The 3846-nt window shown below is 61.1% G+C and carries 5 protein-coding genes and 3 pseudogenes; all 8 read right to left on the bottom strand.

Annotated features, from left to right (window positions below; all coding sequences use genetic code 11):
* Window positions 1-409, bottom strand: a pseudogene (locus ACOCD2_RS14070) (NADH dehydrogenase subunit); the annotation flags it as partial.
* Window positions 406-1542 (bottom strand): annotated as a pseudogene (locus ACOCD2_RS14065) (complex I subunit 5 family protein). The pseudogenes ACOCD2_RS14065 and ACOCD2_RS14070, both read right to left, overlap by 4 nt.
* Before the next feature lie 308 nt (window positions 1543-1850).
* The gene (locus ACOCD2_RS14060) at window positions 1851-2315 is read right to left on the bottom strand and encodes a sodium:proton antiporter (RefSeq protein WP_293648147.1); all 465 of its coding nucleotides are present in this window, start codon (window positions 2313-2315) and stop codon (window positions 1851-1853) included.
* Entirely contained in the window at window positions 2312-2707 is a 396-nt protein-coding gene (locus ACOCD2_RS14055) for an MnhB domain-containing protein (protein WP_293648144.1), read from the bottom strand. Before ACOCD2_RS14055 ends, ACOCD2_RS14060 begins: the two co-directional genes overlap by 4 nt.
* A 73-nt stretch (window positions 2708-2780) precedes the next feature.
* Window positions 2781-2894, bottom strand: a pseudogene (locus ACOCD2_RS14050) (sodium:proton antiporter); the annotation flags it as partial.
* An 82-nt stretch (window positions 2895-2976) separates the two neighbouring features.
* Complete coding sequence (locus ACOCD2_RS14045; protein WP_293648141.1) at window positions 2977-3243, bottom strand: hydrogenase subunit MbhD domain-containing protein; 267 nt, start codon at window positions 3241-3243, stop codon at window positions 2977-2979.
* The gene (mnhG, locus tag ACOCD2_RS14040; protein WP_293648138.1) at window positions 3240-3554 is read right to left on the bottom strand and encodes a monovalent cation/H(+) antiporter subunit G; all 315 of its coding nucleotides are present in this window, start codon (window positions 3552-3554) and stop codon (window positions 3240-3242) included. Before mnhG ends, ACOCD2_RS14045 begins: the two co-directional genes overlap by 4 nt.
* A partial coding sequence (locus ACOCD2_RS14035) for a monovalent cation/H+ antiporter complex subunit F (RefSeq protein WP_419596160.1) occupies window positions 3551-3846 on the bottom strand: 296 nt, incomplete at its 5' end. The genes ACOCD2_RS14035 and mnhG, both read right to left, overlap by 4 nt.

Below are 3846 nucleotides of genomic sequence, written 5' to 3'. Positions count from 1 at the left end.
ACAGTGACAGCATGTCGGCACTGCCCAGGAACAGCATCATGGTCGACACATTCATCGCCAGGGATACATTCAGCAGCCGGAGATTGCCGCCTTTGGCCTGGTAATCACGGCCCCAGACCCCGGCACTGAACCAGGTGACCGCAAGAGCCGCACCGACGGCAATGACCGCAAAATACCAGCCCACGGCATCTAGCTGCCAGGCGACAGCCTGCCCTCCCATACTGAAACCCATGGAGGAAACGACAGGCGCAGCATGGGCATACACCAGGGGCGACATCTCGGCCAGGAACCCGCCCATGAGCGCATAGAAAGCCACACCCACCCAGCCGGCGAAAGCACGGTTGCCCGCCATCAGCATGAACAGCACTGCTCCCAGAGAAGCGGTCAGCAGCAGATCATAGTCAGTCATTGGAGCTCTCCCCGCTGAAGCACCACTGCCACATAGTGCGGCACATTCATCGCCTCACCACTCACGGATGACAGCCAGTCGCCCAAAGGCAATACGAATACCATAGCCAACAGCAGCCCAACAGCGAACAGCAGGGCGCGGGAGATATCCCAGGGCCCCTGTTTCGAGGGCACAGCCTCCGGGCCATCACCGGCATAGAAACTGCCCACGAGTCGCAGCAGGTAGGCAGCTTCCACCACCGTGACCACCAGTACGGCGGCGATAGCCGTGATCTGCAGATTGCCGCCCTCTCCTGCGAGCCCCATGATCACCAGCATCTTGGCCCAGAATCCCGGCAACGGTGGCACACCGATCAGGGACAGGGCAAACAGGATAAATACCGCTGCAGCCAGAGGGGACCTTCCGCCCGCACCCCGCAGGCGGGCCAATGCACCTCCCCAGGATTCAGCCAGGTAAAACAGCGCCGGCTTGACGAGTACATGGTGCAGGGCGACCGCCAGCCCCGCCATCACGCCGGCCTGGCCGCTGATGCTGAAACCGATGAATACCAGCCCCAGCTGGCCAATGGACGAAAACGCCAGCATCCGCCGGAAATCCCTGGCCCACCAGGCAGCCAGTTCCCCGCTGACAAAACCGGCGACACCCAACAGCAGCAACAGGTTGTGCGCATCGGGAAAATCGAACACCAGGATCAGCAGGCGCAACAGAACCAGTATTGCCAGCTTGGAAACCATGCCCGCCAGCAGACCGGAAACCCAGCCCGGCGCGGTGGCGTACACTTCCGGCACCCAGCTGTTCACCAGGAAGAGCTCGGCCTTGACGCCCACACCCAGCAGAATAAGGACGAAGGCCACCAGGCCTTGAATATTGTTCAGCTACTGGGGTGCCAGGGTAGCCAGGTGCGCCAGGTTGAGCGTACCTGTATTGATATAGACGATGGCGACGCCCAGCAGGAAAAGCACCGAACCCAGCCCGCTGATCAGCAGATAGAGGAAAGTGGCCAGATGCGCGGCGCGTGTACCGGCAGAAACGACCAGACCAAAGGAAGCGACCGCGCCCAGTTCATAGAAAACGAAGATATTGAAGAGGTCACCGGACAGGGCAAGCGCGGCTGATGAGCCCGCCAGCAGCATGAGCAGGGCATACTGTTCTCTGCTGCCATCACCCCAGGGCCAAGCGAGCAATACCAGCAGAAACACGATACCAGCAAACAGCAGTGCCAGGCTGTCCACATACAGGTTGATGCCCAGGGGAGGCAGAAAACCACCCAGGGCGATGGAAAACGGCAGGCCGTCACCGCTACTGTAGTGCCACACCAGCCCCAGACAGAACAGCAGCACAGCGGGTCCCAACAGTTTTGCAGCAAGCCCCGATACCCGTCCCAGGCTTGGTGTCAGAAAAGCCGCCAGCAGCGGCAGAACAACCAGCAGAGCGACAGCATTCATGATCTGCTCTCCTGCTGTTCCGGTGGGGGAAACGGCCTTTTGCCAGCGGGTGCTTCGGGGCTGCGCCCCGGTCCGACTCCCGCCAGCTCATTCATGTCCCGGTCCAGCATGGCCGCCAGGCTGCGTCGATCCAGACTGCCATAACCATGTTGGATTTTGATCAGTACGGCCACCGCAAACGCCTGTATGCCGACACCAATGACGATAGCAGTCAGCACCAGCGCCTGGGGTACGGGATCGACCATGGTCGTGCCTGCAGGCATTCCCGGCAGGACGATGGGCGCCACGGCGTCCCAGCGGTAACCGGTGAGCACCAGCAGCAGGTTCGCGCCGGCCTCGGCGATCACCAGCGCCAGCAGCACCCGGAACAGGTTGCGGCAGAGCAGCATCCCTGCCACACCAATACCCACCAGGCCAATGGCACCCACGAAAAAAAGATACTCCACTGGAAGCTGATTCAACTGTCCGCCTCCGCATCACCCAGACGCACCAGCAACCCCGCCAGTTCTGCGCCCACCTTCACGCCAACGGCGATATACAACAGGGGCAGCGTACCTCCTGATAACAGGGCGCCCAGCTGGCCTTTGTCCAGGAGGGGCTGCAGAAACTGTCCACCATGCCTCATGGCCAACAGTCCGATGATGATGAAAGCAGCGCCCGCGAACGCCTCCAGTGCCATCAGGCCGGCATGGCTGATGCGCTGCGAGGGTCGTGCCAGCACCGGCAGAAAAAACGCTGCCGCAAGAATCACGCCGCCCTGAAAACCGCCACCGGGAGTGAGATGACCGTGGAGGATGATGTACAGCCCCACTACCAGCAGCAGGGGGAAAAGCAGATCGCCGCTGGCACGCATCGGGATCCCGCGGCGCTTCCGGACGGCGCCTTCCCAGCACCACACCCAGTGCCAACGCCGCCGTAAACAGAATGGAAAGTTCGCCCAGAGTGTCATAACCCCGGTAACCCAGCACCACGGAAGTGACCAGATTGGCTGTGCCGGTTTCTTCCGTCCCCTGTTGCAGAATGCCCTTGCCCACCAGCATCGGCCCCTCGGCAAAGGGAGCCTGCAGCGTCAGCACCAGCAACAGAAAGACCAGGCCGCCGACAAAGAGCAGGGAAATCAGATTACGCATCGTCTTTCTCCCGGTTGTCCAGTTTCCACAAACCCAGACGGCGCAGTCCCAGCGCCAGCACCATGGCAGACAGTCCCGCACCCACGGCTGCTTCCGTCATGGCAACATCCGGTGCACGCAGCATGACGAACAGCACCGACACGACCAGAGATACGGCAGAAGACGCTGCCATTGCAGCGATCATGTTGGGCGTTACCAGTACCAGCAAGGCTGCCGCCAGCATGAGTACCACCAGCACCACCACGACCATTGTCATCATGACCTGTCCTCCAGTTTTTCCTTCGCCGTTACCTGCCAGGGACGGACACCGGCCAGGTGAATCGCACGGACTATGGTCGATGAGCCCACCGGGTTGGTAAACAGGATAAACAGGCCAATCAGCAACAGCTTGGCCCACCAGCCCGGCTGCAGAAAAGCCAGCCCCAGCAGAAGAGCGATAGCGCCCAGGGTCGCGGACTTGGCCGCGGCCTGAATCCGGTTGTACACGTCCGGCATCCTGACCAGCCCGAGTGCACCGAGCAGCATGAAGGCTGCGCCCAGCAGCATGAAGAAATCACCAACATACCTCACGGGCGGCCACCTTCGATAGTTCGCGCCACAGCAACGGTGCCAATAAAGGCCAGCACGCCATAGACCAGTGCCACGTCGAGGTAGAGCACGCTGTGCAGCAGCCATGCCAGCATGGCGATACCACCTGTGATGATCACGGAAAGCGTATCCGCCGCCACCACACGATCCACCGCAGAAGGCCCCCGCAGCAGGCGGTACAGGCTCAGCAGCAGGGCAGCACCCATCAGGCCAAGAGCCAGGTACTCTGCGATATTCAGGTTCAATAGAGGAATTCCAGCAGATGAGATTCGAA

This window comes from Thiolapillus sp. (assembly GCF_048562965.1).
GTDB classification, from domain to species: domain Bacteria; phylum Pseudomonadota; class Gammaproteobacteria; order Chromatiales; family Chromatiaceae; genus Thiolapillus; species Thiolapillus brandeum_A.
The sequence above is the reverse complement of the archived record's forward strand: the minus strand, read 5'-3'. Positions and strand labels throughout refer to the sequence as shown.

What these genes read in the sequence shown, in the direction of transcription:
- ACOCD2_RS14055 (WP_293648144.1), bottom strand. Translation starts at nt 2,707, where the DNA reads ATGCGTGCCAGCGGCGATCTGCTTTTCCCCCTGCTGCTGGTAGTGGGG.
- ACOCD2_RS14045 (WP_293648141.1), bottom strand. Translation starts at nt 3,243, where the DNA reads ATGATGACAATGGTCGTGGTGGTGCTGGTGGTACTCATGCTGGCGGCA.